Origin of the sequence: Nonomuraea maheshkhaliensis (assembly GCF_039529435.1) — a bacterium.
Lineage (GTDB): Bacteria > Actinomycetota > Actinomycetes > Streptosporangiales > Streptosporangiaceae > Nonomuraea > Nonomuraea maheshkhaliensis.
On sequence record NZ_BAAAMU010000020.1, the window covers coordinates 41,866 to 58,589 of the forward strand.

Consider the following 16,724-nt stretch of genomic DNA (forward strand, 5'->3'; position numbering starts at 1 on the left):
TGGACATAGGCGTTCCTCTCACTGCGTTTGAGCGGGCTGCAGCGTCTGGAGCAGGTCAGCTGCGAGTTGGTCGGACACACCTAGGCGGGTGCGTATGGCCTCTGAGGTGATCGGTTCGCCGTGCTTGGCGTGGTACTCGTTGGCGACGCGGCGGGCGTAGTTGAGCAGTGCCGGATTGGGCGTAGTGGTGTCGTGCCGACGGCTGTCGGTGGGCGGGACGCTGTGGGACTCGGTAGAGACGGCGTGGGACGTCTGCTCAGACGGTGAGGACGTCTGCGGGACGTCCTGTCGTGAGTCGGTTCGGGTGGCGGTGGTGCGGCGTTCGAGCATGGAGACCGCGATGAGGAAGGCGCCGGCCGGGACGGCGGCGGTGATCCAGCCCCACACGGTCGGTGTGGCTTGGGCGAGGTTGGCGGCCAGGGACAGGGCGATGCCTCCGGTGAGGACGAGGACGGGCCAGGAGACGGGGCCGCGTCGGGTGCGGCCGGTCTTCTTGTCGCGTTGGCGTTCGCGGGCGGCCATGACGCAGGTCAGGTCGATGCAGATGGCGATGGCCCAGGACATCCAGCCGGGTTGGCCGTGCTGGCTGGCGGTCTCACGGATGTGGCTGAACGAGCCCGCGCCCGCGATGACCGCCAGGACCAGGACCGGACCGGTGTCGAACAGCCAGCCAGCGAAGCGCCGCATCTCATCTCCTCCTCTCCGTCTGCATCGATCAAGCGGTTTGTGAGTCGGGTGCTTGCTGAGGCTGTTCAGCCATGACCTCGTCCCAGGACGGTGCGAGATCGGCATAGGTCTTGGCCGCGTGTTCGGCGGTCTGTTCGCTGACGTAGAAGGAGCGGGCCCGGTACCACTGGCCGTCCTGGCCGGCGACGATGGCGACGCCGGGGGTCTCGGCTGCGATGGCGCGGGCGGAGTCGAGCGCGGCCGGGTCGAGGTCGCCGAGGGTCATGGTGGCGGTCTCGGGATCGTTGACCCGGTGGCAGATCCGCCCGGAGCACTGGGAGCGGAGCGCGGTGACGCCGGGTCCTAGGTCGGAGCCGATGCGCTGTCCGCAGCAGAACAGGTAGATGCCGAACGCCCGGCCGAGCTGTGCCACCCGCAGTAGCGCGGTCGAGGTGCTGGCGACCTCTTCCTTTTCTGATTTGTCGGCCATCAGGTACAGCTCGGCCAGTTCGTCGACCAGGACGACGACGGGCACGGGTCGCAGGGTGGGTGGGAGTTGCCAGATGTTGCGGGCGCCGGCCATCCGGCACACGCCCATCCGGTCCGTCATGAGTGCCACCAGGTCGTCCAGCAGTCCGCCGCATTCGGCGCGGGTGGTGGCCAGGGCGGACAGTCGTGGCGCGTACGGGGTGAACTCCACCCCGCCTTTGAGGTCGAACCCGACCAGCGCGACCGGCTGCGGCGCGAGGCCGACGATGAGCGCGTTGGCCAGGTTGGACTTGCCGGACTGGGTTGCTCCGGCGTTGATCCAGTGCGGCACCGTCTTGAAGTCGATGTCCCAGGGCTTGCCGGTCTCCAGCCGGCCAACGGTGACCTTGAGCAGCTCCGTCGACGGCGGAAGCTCGTGGACTTTCACCAGGGGGTCGCGCAGGGTGACGGCGATCCGTACCCGGCCCGGTTTGTCGGAGGAGACGCGTACGGCGTGCACGCCCCAGGAGTGCGCCAGTCGTTCGGCGACTTCGGCGTAGTCGGTAGGGATCTGTCCTTCCAGGGTGTGCAGGGTGACCCGCCAGCCGTAGCGGGTGGGCAGGGGCAGCCACATGAACGGTTTGGTGTCCACGGCGATGCGCTGCCATTTGCGCCTGACCCGGACGACGCCGGTCGAGGCGACCAGGCCGGGAACGGTGGTGAACCAGAGCCGGTGCCGTTTCTTGGTCAGCCCGCAGCCGAGGGCGACCTTGCGCCAGGACGCCCACACGCTGATCGCCGTGATCGGGTAACCGACGGCGAGCCAGAAGGAACGGTGGTGCCAGTGGCGCCAGGCCCACAGCCCGGCCGCGAGCGCGGCCAGGGCTGCGAGCATCCACAGGAACTGGTCAGACACTGGCCGCCGCCTCCTGCTGCGGGAGCAGAGCCGTCGCCCGGTAGGAGATGCCCCACCGGCCGGCGATCTCCCACACATAGCCAAGCAGGCCGACCGCGTGGACGGCGTCTCCGGCCTTGATGGGCGGCTCTCCGGTGATACCGATCTTGACGAGTTCGATCCGGCCGAACTCGTCCTCGACAGAGATGGTGACCTCGTAGACGGTGTTGCCGTTCTTGTCGGTCTTGATCTCACCGGTGTCCTTGTTAAGGACCCGCGGACGCGGGGCCTTGACGCAGGTGATGGTGAGCTTGCTGGTGTCCACAGGAATGGGGACGGTACGCATGGCGAATTGACCTCTCGTCGGCCTGTTGATCAGGCGTTTCAGGACGAGGGAGGGCCGTACCGTCAGCCCGGACGCGATAGCATCGAAGCGCCAACTAGGGTGCTAACGCATCCGGCCTGGGCGGCTCTCCGCTCAGGCCACTTTCATGTGTGGCCTCTCTCCGCCTTCCGTGAGCGGACCTCCTTGATCCACCCCTGAAACGCGAAGAGCGTTCGTGCTGGGCTGCAACCATCCGGTTACGGAGAGTTACAGCTACAGCACAAACGCTACCTGATACAGAGAGTAATCGCTAGTACTTAGAGTACGTGTGCGCGTACTTTTTCTACGCGCCCACCCGATCGGCCAGCTCCCGCAGCTCTGCGGGAGCGGGATCCTGCATCGAGAGCAGGTCAGAAACCAGCTGCCTGACGACCCGGTGGTTACGGATCTGCTCGGGCGTGACGGTCTCGGCCTCAAGGAGCTGCGCCACGGCCTCGTCCACCTGGCGGCGCTGAGTATGGGCCCGAGCCAGATCGATGAACAGGCGTGCCCGCCGTTCCGCCGACAGTGACGACGTGTCCACGGCAGCTCCGACGCGCAGTGCGTGACCGGCGTCGCCGACCTCCACCGCCACCGCAACCTCATGCAGGGCGACGTTGGCCGGCCCGAACTCGGTGTTGTAGTCGTTGCGCCCTTCGCCCACCCGCGCCGCCATCTCACGGGCTCGCGACAGGTGCTCGTACGCGACATCGGCCTGATTGAGCCGTGCGGCGGCCACCGCCCGCTGCAAGGTCAGCCCACCCCACAGCGACATCGCTTCGACGTTGCCCTGATCGGTCAGGAACCACAGTGCCTCAGCAGTGGTGCGCGCCGCCTCCTCCACCTGGTCGAAGTACCGCGCCTGCAGGAAGACGAAGCCCAGCCGGAACGCGCCGGCCGCCATCATCAGGGGGTTGCCCGCCCGCTCGGCCGCGCTGATCGCCCGATCGGCAGCGATCCACGCCGCTTCCGGCTCACCCAGCTTGGCCAGCGCTGCCGAGCACGCCTGATAACTCACGGCCAGCAGTTCGAACAGTTCCGCTTGCTGCTCGGTGGGGGCGGATCGGACCGCGTTCTCGAGGGTCGGTACGAGCCCGCGCAGCAACTCGGCCAACTCGACGTAGCGGCTCGCATGCGTCAGCTCCCACGCATGATCGACGCGGGGCCTGAGCTGGTCGGTAGCCGGCACCGGGGTCGTGTGCAACATCGCCTGCAGTGAGTGGGCGCCGGACAGCACCAGGCGCAGCCCTGCCGTACCGGGCGTCTCCTCGTTGGCGGCAGCGACCACCGGTGCTTCGGCGGCCAGCTCCGACAGTGGCACGTCCAGCGTTTCGGCGACCTTCTCCAGCACGGACATGCGGTCGACCTTCCGTACGCCCCGCTCCACCTGGGAGATCCAAGCCACCGACCGGTCCACGAGGCGAGCCAGCTCGGCCTGCGACAGGCCGCGCCGCTTGCGCTCCTGAGCGATGCGGCGTCCGAGCGCCCGCTGATACTCGATGCTCACGACGCCGTGCCCTTCCCGCTCTGAAGGTCCAGCCAGTCGACTTCGACCGAGGTCAGCAGCTCGTCGCGGGCCGCGAGAAAACGCTTGGTGTGCTCGGTCTGCTCGTGGGCGTCGAAGGCGTCCCTGTCGCGGTACAGCTCGTAGAAGATCCGTTGGAGCGGTTGGCCGTCCACCCGGTGTGAGGCGTACACGATCGTCCCCGGTTCGTGCTGGCGGATCGCCTCGATGGTTTCACCAACGAGGGCGTCGAACGCTGCCGCGCTGTCTTCGTCCTTGCAGGTGAATCGAACCATTAGTCCGAACATGTAGGCCCTCCCTGGGGCTGCTGCCGCCGTCGCTGTCTTTACTCGACCAGTACTTATTGTGCGGCGCAAGTACATCAAGTCACTTGTACTTGGAGTATAGCACTAGTACTTTAAGTATTGATAGCGATTGGTAGCGCTCTGACCTGCACGGACGCGAGGAAACGCGATGTCCCCAGCGCTGAACGGCCACACAGAGATCCACAAGTGGTGTCGCAACTTCCCCGGCACACGGGACCAGGTCCGCGAGGCTCGCCAATTCGTCAGCACCTACTTGGGGGAGCGGCCGGAGATCGACGCCGCCCAACTGATCGTCAGCGAACTCGCCTCCAACGCCATCCGCCATACCCGAAGCGGATTCCCCGGCGGCCACTTCGGCGTCACACTCCACGCTGGCAGCACGCTCCTGATCGTCGCCGTCCTCGATGAGGGCGGCCACTTCGTGCCGCGCCTACGTGAGGCCGCGGACGAAGATCTCGGCGGACGAGGCTTGCACCTGGTCGAGATTTTCACAGTTCGCTGGGGCGTATACGGTGACGCGGCCGGCCGAACCGTATGGGCGCTTCTGCCTCTCACTTCGAGCGGTCCGGTCCCATGACCGACTGCCTGGCTCCACATGTTGCCCCGCTGCAGCCAGGCTTCCGAAAGTTGGTGTGGCTTCCTGCGCGAGGGGAGGCGCGTTGCAGGACACTCGCTTGGACCTGCCACTGCGCCGACGTCGTCTATGAGCTCTGCACCGCTGGCGGTCAGACGTTCCTTCGACGCATCGAGTCTGCTACCCATACAGTCTCAGAGACGCACCGCATGAACACGCGCGAAGGCGGGGCTGTCTGGCACGCGCTACTCCACGGCCGAGCAAGGTAGAAGCCGGCGGAGCCCATGCCACGATCAGGTGCCCAGCAAGATCAAAAATGTGACGCCGTTGCGGATGAGAACTTTCTCTACGGTTTCAAGCCGCCGCCGATGGCGGCGGGCGGTCGGGCCGGACCGGGCGGGCGTGCGGCCTCTTCGGGCCGGTCCCGCCCGACCGGCCCACCGCACATCGGACGCAAGCTCAGAGCCGCACGGAACTTGGCCACAGACAGCGCCGAAGTACGGCGAGGCCGCCGTGATCAGCATAGGCACAAGCACATGCCTACGGCCGGGCACGCAGACGTCAGGTGCTCGGTTCCACGCTCTTTCCCATGCCGAGCAAGAGATTCTGCGCCTCGTTACGTACACCGACATCCTCATCGGACGTCAACTCCCGCAACTGTTCAACAAACTGACCTGCACCGCTCTCCGTCATCCAGCGAGGATCACAGGCGATTGCCGCCACCAGATGATCAGCGGATTCGAGATTCTGCGCGCGGGCAAGTGCCGCCAGCACGACGCGCAAACCCTGTACGTCCCCCCGCTGCAGGAGAGCTTCCGCGGTCTCCTGGGTGACCCCTGTGTCATCGGGATCCAGCAGAAGCCGGTGAAGGACCTCGATCACCTCAGGCTCCTGCGCGGCCTCCGCGAGGCGTCGTCCAGCGGCCACTCTCACTGACCACAACGGAGAGTCAGCCTCATATACGGCGCTAGCGAGCCACTCCACACGCGCCCGTTCCTGTTCACGATCTTCATGCACCCGCATCACACTGCCGAATTGTTCTTATGAGGATCAAGCGGCGGCGCGGCGCGCCGCCGTACCCCCGGCCCTCCGCCCGCCGTCCGGGCGTGCGGCCTGGGGGCCGGTCCCGGGCGGCGGCGGGACACCGGGCCGGGCACCGCACGCCGGCCCCGCCGTACCAACCGAACGCCCCGACCGGGGTTGCCGCGCCACCGCACAGATGCAGCCCTACGATCGCCACTGCATGGCTGGACGCCGTACGGGCTTGGGGGCGATCGACGATCCGTGCTTCGTTCCTCAGCACGGCTCACCGAACCACATGGTTGCGCTCTGCTGCCGAACTGAGGCAAGTTCGCGCCCTGGCTGGTTGGGGGACGGTGTTTGCTACGTATAGGACATCACTGCCACTGATCTAGAGTGCCCTATGGCCGAGAACCGATGGTTTCCACTTGACGTTGATGATGAGCTCGATGAGATCCAGGCTGCTTTCATCGATGCGCTGAAAGAAGGCGCAGCCTCGTGGTCGCTGACACCTGACGATGCTGAGGTACTGCTTCCGGACCATGTTGCTTACGGGTATCGCCCCCAGCCGGGGGAGACATCCTTCGGCAAGCTCCTTGTCTATGCGGATCTGTTGGCCCCTGGATTGCACCTCAGCCTTATGACGGTAGGTGCTTACCTTGATGGAGCCAAGATTCACGGTGACAGACTCCACAACCATTTGCTGGCCTTCCCCGCCGAACCCACGCCCCTCGCCTTCACCGGGTCTGGTCCTCCCGCGGAGTTGGCAGCGATCACGGCCGATTGGTTTGACGCCATCTGGAGACGTCCGGTCGTTCGCTACGACTGGCTCCGGTCGGGGCAGGTCTACGCGCATAGATTCCTATTCGCAGACACAGGCCAGGGTCTGATCGAGGGCAAAGTCCGTACCGCCGCCCTCGGGACACCTGATCGCATTGTCCACGTCCGAGGCGAACCATGCATGCCCGAGGGGGGTAAGGCACTAACAGCAGCTGGCCAGGTCACCGTGAAAGCGTTCAGCGTGCCCGTTGCGTGCCCGCGCAGACGGTGACCAGTGGGAAATCACGGAGACTCACGGTCGCTCGACCGGCATTTGCCCAGGTCAGCGTTTCTCCTGCGTTGAGGCCATGAGCATGGAAGGCTTCCCAAGCTACTAATGCAGGTCGCTCTATTCCATGCCAGTTTTCCTGGATCATTCAGGGTTCAGCCAACATTGAAAGGATGAACTCGTTGATTTGAGCACGGTAGGATAACATGGCGGCTCAGGCCAGATCTGCAGAAAGTAATGATCACCTGGGTTGACCCAGTTCTCTTCATCCATTCCTCTGATGTGGTATCGCAAACGATATGCTCCGGGACCGGCGGGCAACGGAGGAAGAGAATGCGTCCTCCCTCCTCCCCACTCCTGCAGCGAAAGCCGGCCCGATGGGGACTCGTAGCTGATCTCGACGATGTCTTCGTAGCCATCGAGGTCGGCACCCGGATCCCGATCGGCGACAGCCACCGTGAACTCCACCGTTCCCGACTGAGGGCCCACGATCAAGATGGCCTTGCCTGTCTCCACTCGGATGATTCCCACAGGGTGGCCCGGCAGGTCGTCGAACTGGCCGGACGTATCACACCCCTCGTCCACGATATAAGCCTGGCTGTAATCCACCTCCACCTCCAGCTGCTTGATCTGCACGACAGGAGTCTCATCTCTGGTCATGGACGCGAAGCATAAACTCCGCCACCGACAAGATCAGCTATCAGCGGCAGCGCAACCAGACTGCCGTCAAGGGATGGACGACGAGCGAGTTTCCCGTGCCAGATGCGTGCCAGAACAGGCGGGGAACCACGGTCATTCACGGGGAATCACGGGGACTCGACCCACCCTGACCTGCACTCCTGTTTTCCCAGCTCAGGGCAGCAAGGTCAGTAGATGATTCCCAAGCCGACAGCGCTGGTTCGATTCCCGTCGCCCGCTCCACGTACGAAAAGCCAGGTCAGGGATGGATTCCCGACCTGGCTTTGATTGGTTTATCGGCCACTTGTCGAACTTCCGTGCCCGTTACGTGCCCAACCCCTCTAGATCTTGGTCCTTCAGGACCCGGCCCGTCCTCCACCGCCGTGGCGAAGATCGCCTTCAGCAGGCGGTACGCCTTGGCCACGGTGACCGCGCCGACGCCCGACCCGCATGGGCCACTCGTCCATGCGAGCCGCGTTGATCTACCAGCACACCGCGATCGAACGTGGCCGGGCCATCGCCGACGCCCTTGGAAAGCTCGCCGAGTGATCAGGCGGTCGGGTTATGCATGCAGCGCAGTTCGAAGGTGAAGCGGTCCCGCAAGCTAGAGGCCGCATCTTGTTCCTGGACGCGGTTAAGGAGCTGACAAATCTTGTCGAAGAGATCGCTTCCCAAGTGCGCCTTACTCTCCTCCCAATGAGTCCATATCAACTCCACCGGTCGTTCCACGTCTGTGCTGAGCCTGTCCCAGAGAGCGGCGAGGTTGTTCCCGTAGTAGGGACCGAAATCCAGAGGCGCCGCGAGTAGTCGATGGAGATCGGCCTCCGAAGATATCTGCCGTCCATCCACGATCAGGCGCATGTACTGCCTCCATTGAGGGCAATAAGGTTCGGCGGCGGCTCAGTCCGTGCATCCCGAGGCCCCGCCCGCTACCGTGCGATCGACCCCGTCGCCGGGCGTAGCTTAGCTACTGCAAGGTGGAATGCGGAAGGGTTTCTCCGTGGGCCTCTTCCAAGCGCTGGGCGATGAAGGGGGAGCCGTCGCCAGTTGCATTTTCCGTTGCAGTTGCATGCTGTGCAGGAGCGTTCAGGGAAGACCGCACACAGCCACTGACCTGCATTGACCGATCTGGAACGGCTCGTACTGGATCTTTTAATCCGCGGGTTCCTGCGTCGATTCGCTTCCCATCGTGCAGCGTGACGGCATCTGGCCCGTTCATGTGGGCTGCAGGGCAGGCGTCGGTTACTTCACGAGCCGGAAGCCAGGCTCTGCGGCCCAAGCTCTGAGGAACTCCGAGGAGCCGTAAGCCGCGTGCCATGAATCAGTCGTGGCGATGAGCCCCGGAAGAGCAGCGGTGATCGGTATTTGATCGGCTCGGAGTTCGGCGTTCACAACGCCGCCGATGACATCCATGATGGTGGCGGTGAGCAGTGCTGTGACAACGTGATCGATCGGACTGTTGCAGAGCGCGATGACGTCGACCGCATGGGTGGGTGTGAAGCCGATGAGTGCTTCCAGGTCGGCTTCGTCGGCATGCTCCGTGTCGAAGATCTCCTCGTCGCCGGTGCCGGGCCCCATGTGGGAGACCAGGAACGGCCGACCTCCGTCGGCTTCGCCGGCACCCGTAATGCCCAGGCTTTCCGCGCGAACGTGAAGATCGTACTCGCCGACGCGTTTCTCTTCTAAGCGTGCCGACGACCGTAGCAGAAGCTCGTGGAGTCGCTGGAGCGCAGTGGGTGAGATCGCTTCCGCCAGCTCGATCACCAATACTGGCCCGCTCATGGTTCGAAGCCTAGTGGGCCCGGGTTCGGAACCGCTGTCGGCTGGCGATGTGGGCCTCAAGTAACCGGACAGCCAGCCCATGACCGTGGTGGAAGGCGAAGAGTTGCGGAACTGTCCCGTCGGGGCCTGGACGCTCGGGATCGGCCCCATAGGCCAAGAGTACGGCGGTGCAGGCAGCGTCGAGCAGCTCTCCGGACTGGGCTGCTCCGTCCGCTTCCACATCGATCGCATGCAAGAGCAGGGTCATGTTGGACCAAACCTCGTTCGGGTCGGCGCCCGCGTCAAGCAGCCGGGTCAGTTCCCTCAGATGGCCGTGCTCCACCGCCAGATGTGCCGGACTCATCGGTGTGCCCGCTGTCGCCTTCTGTTCCATGCCCGTGATCAAAGCAGAAGGTTGCCGTGCTGAGTACACAACCGAGCAGGCACAGACTTCATGCCGCGGCATGTCGCGGGCTGGCTTGCCAGGCCATTAGTAAGCCATTGCGTGCGTAGTTGGGAGCGCATGTGGCGATCGGCTGAAGGATGCGCCGACTGCGGGGCAAGACCGCAGTGTGTCTAGAGGTCCGTCGGCTGAGGAATGATCGAAACCTGTGGATTTGCCGGGAAGGGTGTACCTTCCCGGATCATCCGATGACGGTTTCGAGATAAGGCCGACGTTGCAGCGTCGGTCGGGAAGGCACACCCGTGCCGCTTACCGTAGTGCCCGAGCCGCCTGCTGACGACGGCAACCCGACGTCCGCGTCGTCGTCGCTGATCGATCAGATCGTCCGCGAGGGCGCCCGCAAGATGCTGGCCGCCGCGTTGCAGGCCGAGGTGGACACCTATATCGCCGCCTTCGCCGACGAGCGCGACGAGGCGGGCCGGCGCCTGGTCGTGCGCAACGGCTACCACCAGCCGCGCGAGATGCTCACTGCGGCCGGCGCGATCGAGGTCAAGGCTCCGCGGGTCAACGACAAACGCATCAACGAGGGGACGGGCGAGCGCAAGCGGTTCTCCTCGGCGATCCTGCCCGCCTGGGCGCGCAAGACCCCCTCCATCAACGAGGTGCTGCCGCTGCTCTACCTCCACGGGCTGTCCAGTGGAGACTTCGTGCCGGCGCTGGGACAGTTCCTCGGCTCGACAGCGGGCCTGTCCGCGGCCGTGATCACCAAGCTCACCGAGCAGTGGAAGGCCGAGCAGCGCGCGTTCGCCGGCCGGGACCTGTCCGGCGTCGACTACGTCTACTTGTGGGTCGATGGCATCCACGTCAACATCCGGCTGGAGGAGCACAAGCTGTGCCTGCTGGTGATGATCGGCGTGCGCGCCGACGGCCGTAAAGAGCTCGTCGCCCTGACCGACGGCTATCGCGAGTCCACCGAGTCGTGGGCTGATCTGCTGCGCGATGCCAAGCGGCGTGGTATGCGGGCGCCGGTGCTGGCGATCGGTGATGGCGCGCTTGGGTTCTGGTCGGCGCTGCGGGAGGTGTTTCCGCAGGCCAGGGAGCAGAGGTGCTGGTTTCACAAGATCGCTAACGTGCTGGGGGCGCTGCCGAAGTCGGCCCACCCGGCCGCCAAGAAGCACCTGGCCGAGATGTGGAACGCCGAGGACAAGGAGCACGCTCAGGCCGCGGCCCGGGACTTCCAGGCCGCCTACGGCGCCCAGTACCCCAAGGCAGTCGCCAAAGTCGTCGACGACCTGGACGAACTGCTCGCCTTCTACGACTATCCCCTGGAGCACTGGGTGCATCTGCGCACCACCAACCCGATTGAGTCCACCTTCGCCACGGTCCGGCACCGGACCAAGGTCACCAAGGGGCCAGGGTCACGCGCTGCCGGCCTGGCGATGGCCTTCAAGCTGATCGAGTCGGCCCAGGCTCGCTGGCGTGCGGTCAACGCGCCCCACCTCGTCGCCCTGATCCGTGCCGGAGCCCGCTTTGAGAAGGGGCGCCTGATCGAACGTGAGGAGCGAGCGGGCTGATGACGACCCACGAGCCGCTGACCGATGCGGAACTGGCTGCCATGGAAGAACTGGCCGAGACGGCAGCTCCAGGGCCGTGGTTCATCCGGCATCTCGACGACGCGGATGCGATGAACCTCGTGGCCATCAGTACCGTTCCCGACACCGGCCACGGTGAACGCTGGCCGGGCTTCGATCATCACGAGATCGTGGCCGCAACCCTCATCCAGCAGCCTCGCTACGTCGACGTCGCCGACGCACGCTGGGATGAGAACGCCCAGTTCATCGCGAACGCCCGCCAAGACATCCCCCGGCTGATCGCCGAAATCAAACGACTCCGTCAACTACTCGCCGAAAGGGGCCGCCAAGACCGCGAGGCGTAACAACGCTCACCACCGATCCACAGGTATTGACAATTGCCCGCCGTCTCTCGGCTTGGGGATGGCGATCAGGCCCAGCTCGGCGATCTTGGTGAGGGCGCGGCTGGAGAGATGCCTAATCTCAGCCCATCCCGGATCGGTGGCGAGCCCTTCAGGGGTCCACTTGTCGGCGTTGGCCTGACCACTCATCACCGTTAAGCGTTCGTCGATGCACTGCAGAAGATTGTGGAGCACCGGGGGCAAGAGCCCTGGCGCTCGCTTGTCGACGCTCCGTGGCACCCACCCATAGGCCCAATCGAAGTCGAGCGCCAGTTCGTCCGTGTGCCACTGGTGCCGGTCAAGCCACGCGATCTGTTCGTCGGCGGGGGCGGACAGCATGACAAGCGTCTCCGCCAGTCGCATCAGCGAGGTCGGCACGTCGGGCATGGTGTTCTGAGCCTCAAAACCCATCGGCCTGCCCTTCACTGATCTCGCTACACCGGATCCCTCGAATGGGTGCCGAGCTCCCGCCCAGCTGCGGCTGGCCGGTTCTTGCTCACCGAAGTTTCTGGCTGCACGTTACCTGTGCCGCATCGCGTTCGTTCGGTGGCCGCGCACGTCATCGGGCCTCTCCGCCGAATTTCCATAAGCGAGTGGTGAGCTTGTTGACGACAACGGTGACGACAACATCGGCCACCACGAGCGCACGTCGCCAGTGTCACACGACCCCTGACCTCGGCCTGGAGCGTCGGAGCCAGGGCAGTCGGTCCGCCTGAAAAGCGGAAGGTCGGCAGTTCGACCCTGCCCCTGACCACCAGCTTTGAACAGCCAAGATGCCCCGAACGGATTGTCGTTCGGGGCTTTTTGATTTCGACTGACAGCAACAGTGACGGCAACGTCATAGATGCGCGGGTGAGGATGGAGTCCGTGGATTCCAGTCAGCCGAAGTTCCTCTTGATCGACGGGGATGGTCAGGTGCTCGGGGCATGTCTCGACGCCGAGGGCGTCTTCGTCGAGCCGGCGGAGAGCGACGAGCCTGTGACGGTCGAGATCCTGGGATGCCTTCCTGATCAGCGATTACATAACTACCTTGAGGGATCCAAGCGATACCGCCTGAGGAACCCTCTCTGGTTGGAAGGGCTTCGGATGCTCGACGCGGCAGGTGAGCCGCTCGCGGACTTCTGGGTGAGCGAGATCATCGAGTGGCGGCCTCACAACTCGATCCCGAACGGGTGGACATCATCGCTGGGTGGGGACACGACAGCCCGCAGTCCGGTGCACGGCATATCTGGGAACGCTGGCGTACGGCCCGGCCTGACCAAATCAACCAGTGGGCGGTGTACGGCTCGAAGGACAGGCGGGAATGGCTGACCATTGTCGGCCGCAGCAGCTTCCGGCAGACGGGTCCAGTTGATCGTCCGGCAGGACGTGTCTACTACCTCGACGGAGCTCATGTCACTGATGAGACCTCCTTCTACCTCGCCGTCGGGGAAGCCATCAACGGGCCCGGAGGCTATTTCGGTTGGAATCTCGATGCGCTGAATGACTGTCTGTACGGGGGGTTCGGGGCAACGACACCGTTCACCTTGGTCTGGAGCGACTCCCCAGTTGCGCGACGGTCCCTGTCGAGGATCTTGGAGCAGGTGGACGACGCTCCGACCTTTTTCGGCACTATTCAGACGATCTTCGCGGAGCACGATGTGAGTGTCGTGTTGAGGTGAGCGTCAGCCTCATGCGCCGGCAGTTCGACCTCGCCTCTGATTGCCACACTTCACCAGCAAGGATCCCCCGGACGGATCTGTGGCCGGATTTTGATCTTTGGTGAGAGCAACACTGACAGCAACGGCCCTGCCGCTTCATCGAGTGGCAAGTCCCTGCCGTGGCGAGTGATCGTTCTGGTCTGCTTGGTCGTCCGGCTTGTAGATCTTGTGCAGACGCGTATCTCTTGAATGGGGCTCGGGATCGAAGACAAGGCGAACATCATGCCGGCGGGTTCGGATACCGCGGGCCTCGGCGCCTACGACGATACTTGGGGCTTCTTCCCAATCACACCCAGCCGTGTCCAGGGCGTCGAGGACGTCTGGCAGGAGGAGCCGAGCGGGTGCGGCACGCTGCCAGCCGGACAGGGCGCTGGGAAGGGCAACCGTGTCACTCCACAGCGAAACTCCGATATCAATCACAAGCCCATGGCAGATCAGGATCTCAAGGTCGTCCCAGAAGTGGAGACGGGGCCGCCATCGGCGAGGCTTGGAGTCGTGCATGCGGTCGTGGAATGGCCCAATCAGGGTTTCTACCTCCTGCAAGGGCATACCGCAGTGCAAAGGTCCGAGTCGGCCGTTGGCGGCGCATCGGACGACGAGGTCAAGAGCTTGGGCCATGTCGAAAGTGAAGCAGCTCCTTCGACAATCTCTCCACATCAATAAAGGGTCCGGCGCGGGAGCATGATGGAGGCCACCAACCCGATGGGCGGTGGCCTCCGAGAGGTCGAGTTCGGATCAGCCCAACGCATCTCCGAGTTTACGCAGGGCCTTGCGCTTGTCGTCGAGTGACGCGTGAGCGTAGATCGTCATGGTCACTTCGATGTCGCTGTGGCCGACGATGTCGCGGACGACCTGGGGCGGTACGCCGAGGTTGAGCAGGAGCGTCACGCAAGTGTGGCGGAGGTCGTGGAACCTCATCTCACCGAGGCCACCGCCTTGCGGATCGCTCCCCAGCTTCTCCGTAGGTTGTCCGGCTCCATGGGGGTTCCGCAGCGTGAGGGGAAGACGAGGCCGTGTTCCGTCCATTCCTCCCAGCGGTCCGACCGTTCAGCGAACTGCTTCCTTCGATGCTCTCGCAGGGCCTCCACGCAGATGGGCGGTAGCGGGACGGTTCGTTCGGAGTCGGAGGTCTTGGGGCGGACGAACTGGAGACGGCCCGCGACTCGCTGGAGGCTCTGGACCACTTCCAGCTTGCTGGCCTCAAGGTCGACGTCTGCCCAGCGGAGCCCGTGCGGCCTGGGGGCCGGTCCCGGACGGCGGCGGGACACCGGGCCGGGCACCGCACGCCGGCCCGCCGTACCAACCGAACGGGCCCGACCGGGGTTGCCGAGCCGCCGCACAGATGCAGCCCTACGATCGCCACTGCATGGTTGCTCGTCGTAGATTGCTGGGGGCGATCGGTGAGCCGTGCTTCGTTCCTCAGCACGGCTCACCGAGTGACGTGGTTGCGGTGTGCTACCGGCGCGGCGGTCCTGCTTCGGATGGTGGTGACAGGCCGCCGTGCATCATGATGGACGGGTGCTTACTGAGCCGGAAGCGCGACGCCTTGCGGAAGCCGAGCTAGCCCGCCTCTACGAAGAAGGACGCGCGCACTCTGATCCGGACGACAGCTTCGTCGTGTCCGCCATGGAGGAGTGCTCAATCGGCTGGGTTTACCACTACCAATCTGCCCGGTACCTACGAACCGGAGAGTTCACTGCCGCATTGGGTGGTAACGCGCCCATTCTCATCGACCGCCGCAAAGGTGCGATCTTGCCGACAGGCACCGCCTACCCGATCGAGCACTACATCCGCGATCATGAGCTATCGGGCGAGTAGCGGCGGGCGCCCCAGGTCGCAGTCTGTATCGCCTTAAGAACGGTCACGAGCTGTAACCGCTGCCGGCACTGGCCGGAAGACATTTCAGGCGTGCTGTCGGTGTTCAAGGAAGAGGCTTCTCGGCGCAGTCGGCTTCCATCGCACGCACCATGTCAGCTGCCCTCTGACAGACGTTGCCGGCCCGTCTCCCATGGCCGCATCTCACCGCCTTCGTCGGCGTCCTCTTCGTACCAGCCCGTTCCCGACAGCCACGTCTCTAACCAGCCGGCCAGGCTTTCGGAGTCGACGTACCATGCGTGATGCCATTCATCGTCGATGCCGTTCGGCTCGAAAAGCAGTACGGCGCCCTCGGGACTACGGCAGTCCACTGCGGCGAGCATGCCGCATCCCCAGTCCAAGACCGGCAGGACATCCGCCGGCCAGTGCGTGACGTCGTTATCGGACTCAGCCGTCGAGCGTTCCTCGCGGTAGACGTTGACCGCGGTACGCCCTTCGCCCAAGAGCGGAAAGAGCTGGTAGTCGGGGCCGAAGCCGCCGTTGGCCGCCTCACGGTAGAGCCGGACGAGCACAGGAGGAAGGTGGAAACCCAAGATGCTCTCGGCCTGACCTACCTCCTCCGTCGTGACAGGAGGAGGTAGCTGCTCTGTGGTCGCGTTCGCCTTCAGCCGCACCCGCCGAAGAAGATCATCTGTGTCTGTCATGAGGATGATCCTGCCATCTGTCCTGACATTCCTTTTGACGGTCGACGAGCGCAGTGGGTTGCAGTTCGCGTTGCAATACAAGAACATCCGGAGATGTTCAGGGGGACCGTGCATAGGCGTTGACCTGCATTAGACGACCTGGAACGGCTGGAACTGAATCTTTTAATCCGCAGGTTCCTGCGTCCACTCGTCCCCAGCGCACGGGGAGGCGCGGTGCAGTGCCCAGACCGCCCCAGCGGGTATCGCCGTGCCCGTCGCGTGCCCGATGGGAGGGGAAACGAGAGGGAACGGCGGGGAGCCAGAGGGAAGACGATCGGTGCGCTGATATGCGTTTCCGCTGGTGGGGCAAGATCGGCGTACGATTTTGCAAGCAGCCCGTCAGGGCGGAGCATGCCCTGTCGGTAGGGTCCTGCCATGAAGGCGCATAAGGATCGATGGGCGAAGGTTGATCCGAGAAGCGGCATCGAAGATGCCGCGCTGCTCATCTTGGAGTGGTTGGCTGAGCAAGGCATCAGCGCCATGATCAGGGTTGACCCGGAAAGATTGGCTGAGGGGCGGCCAGCTTGGACGTTCTCCGCTTATGGCGGCCCGTTGGGTCTAGGAATGCGGGCTGATGGGGTCAGTGCCGAGCAGTGCCTTTCTGTCGCGATTGCCAGATTGCGTCACGCCGGAGTTAAGGTGCCGTTTTGACATCGAGTCGTGGTGCGTGCCCGTTGCGTGCCCCTACGGTCGGCAAACAGCGGGGAATCACGGGCACTCGGCCGGCGTACGTGCAGGTCACCTTTCTGCAGATCAAGCCACATGGCGTTGAAAGACTTCTCAAGCT

At 64.3% G+C, this 16,724-nt stretch carries 20 protein-coding genes and 1 tRNA gene; 8 read left to right on the plus strand and 13 right to left on the minus strand.

What is annotated here, in order from left to right; genetic code table 11:
• Positions 1-18: 18 nt before the first annotated feature.
• The 5 genes from ABFX54_RS16110 to ABFX54_RS16130 form a co-directional block, all read right to left on the minus strand.
• The gene (locus ABFX54_RS16110; RefSeq protein ID WP_346105560.1) at positions 19-687 is read right to left on the minus strand and encodes a DUF2637 domain-containing protein; all 669 of its coding nucleotides are present in this window, start codon (positions 685-687) and stop codon (positions 19-21) included.
• 28 nt (positions 688-715) lie between these two features.
• Complete coding sequence (locus tag ABFX54_RS16115; protein WP_346105562.1) at positions 716-2,050, minus strand: FtsK/SpoIIIE domain-containing protein; 1,335 nt, start codon at positions 2,048-2,050, stop codon at positions 716-718.
• Complete coding sequence (locus ABFX54_RS16120) at positions 2,043-2,375, minus strand: SCO3933 family regulatory protein (RefSeq protein WP_346105563.1); 333 nt, start codon at positions 2,373-2,375, stop codon at positions 2,043-2,045. Before ABFX54_RS16120 ends, ABFX54_RS16115 begins: the two co-directional genes overlap by 8 nt.
• Before the next feature lie 322 nt (positions 2,376-2,697).
• Positions 2,698-3,900, minus strand: a complete 1,203-nt coding sequence (locus ABFX54_RS16125; protein WP_346105565.1) for a helix-turn-helix domain-containing protein — start codon at positions 3,898-3,900, stop codon at positions 2,698-2,700.
• Positions 3,897-4,193 (minus strand): putative quinol monooxygenase, encoded by a 297-nt coding sequence (locus ABFX54_RS16130; RefSeq protein WP_346105566.1) that lies wholly within the window; start codon positions 4,191-4,193, stop codon positions 3,897-3,899. The genes ABFX54_RS16125 and ABFX54_RS16130 overlap by 4 nt, the downstream gene beginning before the upstream one ends.
• Before the next feature lie 178 nt (positions 4,194-4,371).
• Between ABFX54_RS16130 and ABFX54_RS16135 the strand changes: the two genes are divergently transcribed.
• A complete protein-coding gene (locus tag ABFX54_RS16135) occupies positions 4,372-4,800 on the plus strand; it encodes an ATP-binding protein (RefSeq protein WP_346105568.1) in 429 nt (142 codons plus the stop codon).
• A 558-nt stretch (positions 4,801-5,358) separates the two neighbouring features.
• Here ABFX54_RS16135 and ABFX54_RS16140 read toward each other — a convergent pair.
• The 5 genes from ABFX54_RS16140 to ABFX54_RS16160 all read right to left on the minus strand — a co-directional run bounded on the left by ABFX54_RS16140 (position 5,359) and on the right by ABFX54_RS16160 (position 9,698).
• Positions 5,359-5,679 carry a hypothetical protein gene (locus tag ABFX54_RS16140; protein ID WP_346105569.1) on the minus strand — a complete coding sequence of 107 codons (321 nt, stop codon included), beginning with the start codon at positions 5,677-5,679 and terminating at the stop codon, positions 5,359-5,361.
• A gap of 1,330 nt (positions 5,680-7,009) precedes the next feature.
• Complete coding sequence (locus ABFX54_RS16145; RefSeq protein ID WP_346105570.1) at positions 7,010-7,525, minus strand: hypothetical protein; 516 nt, start codon at positions 7,523-7,525, stop codon at positions 7,010-7,012.
• 567 nt (positions 7,526-8,092) lie between these two features.
• Positions 8,093-8,404 (minus strand): barstar family protein, encoded by a 312-nt coding sequence (locus ABFX54_RS16150; protein ID WP_346105571.1) that lies wholly within the window; start codon positions 8,402-8,404, stop codon positions 8,093-8,095.
• Positions 8,405-8,785: 381 nt separating this feature from the next.
• Positions 8,786-9,325: a DUF6368 family protein gene (locus ABFX54_RS16155; RefSeq protein ID WP_346105573.1), complete on the minus strand. Its 540-nt coding sequence runs from the start codon at positions 9,323-9,325 to the stop codon at positions 8,786-8,788.
• Between the two features lie 10 nt (positions 9,326-9,335).
• Entirely contained in the window at positions 9,336-9,698 is a 363-nt protein-coding gene (locus ABFX54_RS16160) for an ankyrin repeat domain-containing protein (protein ID WP_346105574.1), read from the minus strand.
• A 326-nt stretch (positions 9,699-10,024) separates the two neighbouring features.
• Between ABFX54_RS16160 and ABFX54_RS16165 the strand changes: the two genes are divergently transcribed.
• Together ABFX54_RS16165 and ABFX54_RS16170 are read left to right on the plus strand one after the other, a co-directional pair.
• Positions 10,025-11,281, plus strand: coding sequence for an IS256 family transposase (locus ABFX54_RS16165; protein WP_346105688.1), 1,257 nt, complete (start codon positions 10,025-10,027; stop codon positions 11,279-11,281).
• Positions 11,281-11,643: a hypothetical protein gene (locus tag ABFX54_RS16170; RefSeq protein ID WP_346105576.1), complete on the plus strand. Its 363-nt coding sequence runs from the start codon at positions 11,281-11,283 to the stop codon at positions 11,641-11,643. Before ABFX54_RS16165 ends, ABFX54_RS16170 begins: the two co-directional genes overlap by 1 nt.
• Positions 11,644-11,649: 6 nt before the next feature.
• Here the strand turns inward: ABFX54_RS16170 and ABFX54_RS16175 are convergent, their stop codons facing one another.
• Positions 11,650-12,090, minus strand: a complete 441-nt coding sequence (locus ABFX54_RS16175) for a hypothetical protein (protein WP_346105578.1) — start codon at positions 12,088-12,090, stop codon at positions 11,650-11,652.
• 274 nt (positions 12,091-12,364) lie between these two features.
• Here ABFX54_RS16175 and ABFX54_RS16180 point away from each other — a divergent pair.
• From ABFX54_RS16180 to ABFX54_RS16190, 3 genes are all read left to right on the plus strand, one after another.
• Positions 12,365-12,436, plus strand: a tRNA-Phe gene (locus ABFX54_RS16180).
• A 415-nt stretch (positions 12,437-12,851) separates the two neighbouring features.
• The gene (locus tag ABFX54_RS16185; RefSeq protein WP_346105580.1) at positions 12,852-13,340 is read left to right on the plus strand and encodes a barstar family protein; all 489 of its coding nucleotides are present in this window, start codon (positions 12,852-12,854) and stop codon (positions 13,338-13,340) included.
• 228 nt (positions 13,341-13,568) lie between these two features.
• Positions 13,569-14,042, plus strand: a complete 474-nt coding sequence (locus ABFX54_RS16190; RefSeq protein WP_346105581.1) for a hypothetical protein — start codon at positions 13,569-13,571, stop codon at positions 14,040-14,042.
• 72 nt (positions 14,043-14,114) lie between these two features.
• Here the strand turns inward: ABFX54_RS16190 and ABFX54_RS16195 are convergent, their stop codons facing one another.
• Entirely contained in the window at positions 14,115-14,267 is a 153-nt protein-coding gene (locus ABFX54_RS16195) for a hypothetical protein (protein WP_346105583.1), read from the minus strand.
• A 630-nt stretch (positions 14,268-14,897) separates the two neighbouring features.
• Between ABFX54_RS16195 and ABFX54_RS16200 the strand changes: the two genes are divergently transcribed.
• Positions 14,898-15,197 (plus strand): YrhB domain-containing protein, encoded by a 300-nt coding sequence (locus ABFX54_RS16200; protein WP_346105584.1) that lies wholly within the window; start codon positions 14,898-14,900, stop codon positions 15,195-15,197.
• A gap of 152 nt (positions 15,198-15,349) precedes the next feature.
• Here the strand turns inward: ABFX54_RS16200 and ABFX54_RS16205 are convergent, their stop codons facing one another.
• Positions 15,350-15,898: an SMI1/KNR4 family protein gene (locus ABFX54_RS16205; RefSeq protein ID WP_346105586.1), complete on the minus strand. Its 549-nt coding sequence runs from the start codon at positions 15,896-15,898 to the stop codon at positions 15,350-15,352.
• A gap of 414 nt (positions 15,899-16,312) precedes the next feature.
• On the opposite strand from ABFX54_RS16205, the gene ABFX54_RS16210 reads away from it, so the two are divergent.
• Positions 16,313-16,588, plus strand: coding sequence for a hypothetical protein (locus ABFX54_RS16210; RefSeq protein ID WP_346105588.1), 276 nt, complete (start codon positions 16,313-16,315; stop codon positions 16,586-16,588).
• The last annotated feature ends 136 nt before the right edge of the window (positions 16,589-16,724 follow it).

Excerpts from the sequence above, each read along its gene's own strand:
- ABFX54_RS16110 (WP_346105560.1), bottom strand. The coding sequence starts at position 687 with ATGCGGCGCTTCGCTGGCTGGCTGTTCGACACCGGTCCGGTCCTGGTC.
- ABFX54_RS16120 (WP_346105563.1), bottom strand. The coding sequence starts at position 2,375 with ATGCGTACCGTCCCCATTCCTGTGGACACCAGCAAGCTCACCATCACC.
- ABFX54_RS16130 (WP_346105566.1), bottom strand. The coding sequence starts at position 4,193 with ATGGTTCGATTCACCTGCAAGGACGAAGACAGCGCGGCAGCGTTCGAC.
- ABFX54_RS16135 (WP_346105568.1), top strand. The coding sequence starts at position 4,372 with ATGTCCCCAGCGCTGAACGGCCACACAGAGATCCACAAGTGGTGTCGC.
- ABFX54_RS16145 (WP_346105570.1), bottom strand. The coding sequence starts at position 7,525 with ATGACCAGAGATGAGACTCCTGTCGTGCAGATCAAGCAGCTGGAGGTG.
- ABFX54_RS16150 (WP_346105571.1), bottom strand. The coding sequence starts at position 8,404 with ATGCGCCTGATCGTGGATGGACGGCAGATATCTTCGGAGGCCGATCTC.
- ABFX54_RS16155 (WP_346105573.1), bottom strand. The coding sequence starts at position 9,325 with ATGAGCGGGCCAGTATTGGTGATCGAGCTGGCGGAAGCGATCTCACCC.
- ABFX54_RS16160 (WP_346105574.1), bottom strand. The coding sequence starts at position 9,698 with ATGGAACAGAAGGCGACAGCGGGCACACCGATGAGTCCGGCACATCTG.
- ABFX54_RS16170 (WP_346105576.1), top strand. The coding sequence starts at position 11,281 with ATGACGACCCACGAGCCGCTGACCGATGCGGAACTGGCTGCCATGGAA.
- ABFX54_RS16175 (WP_346105578.1), bottom strand. The coding sequence starts at position 12,090 with ATGGGTTTTGAGGCTCAGAACACCATGCCCGACGTGCCGACCTCGCTG.
- ABFX54_RS16190 (WP_346105581.1), top strand. The coding sequence starts at position 13,569 with ATGGGGCTCGGGATCGAAGACAAGGCGAACATCATGCCGGCGGGTTCG.
- ABFX54_RS16205 (WP_346105586.1), bottom strand. The coding sequence starts at position 15,898 with ATGACAGACACAGATGATCTTCTTCGGCGGGTGCGGCTGAAGGCGAAC.
- ABFX54_RS16210 (WP_346105588.1), top strand. The coding sequence starts at position 16,313 with ATGAAGGCGCATAAGGATCGATGGGCGAAGGTTGATCCGAGAAGCGGC.